The sequence below is a fragment of the Marinomonas atlantica genome (assembly GCF_001639725.1).
GTDB classification, from domain to species: Bacteria; Pseudomonadota; Gammaproteobacteria; order Pseudomonadales; family Marinomonadaceae; genus Marinomonas; species Marinomonas atlantica.
In genome coordinates this window covers 1-267 of the sequence record NZ_LTAW01000045.1, presented here as the reverse complement: position 1 = coordinate 267, position 267 = coordinate 1, and the positions used below count along the sequence as shown (strand labels likewise).

1 protein-coding gene is annotated in these 267 nt (G+C 41.6%); it reads left to right on the top strand.

Annotation, left to right across the window (positions count from 1 at the left end; all coding sequences use genetic code 11):
* On the top strand, positions 1-267 hold a 267-nt coding region (locus tag AYW75_RS18495; protein WP_407943042.1), incomplete at both ends, for a glycosyltransferase family 9 protein.

Here is a 267-nt window from a genome sequence, read left to right as displayed (position 1 = left end):
GATGCATCGATTAATTTATTCTCAACGACATATAACGCTTTATTGGTTTGGAAAGCAAAAATCCCATACCGACTCGCCCCTGCAACTAAGCTGGCGCAAATCTTCTATAACAAACGTATCAAACAAAAGCGCTCGCAAAGTGCTAAGCCAGAATATGAATACAACCTAGACCTTATCCGAGCGTTTTTGACAGACCAAGGTATCAAAATTGTTGAACCACGCGCGCCGTATTTCTCTTTTTCCCTCGATGCGTTAGCTAAGCAAAAA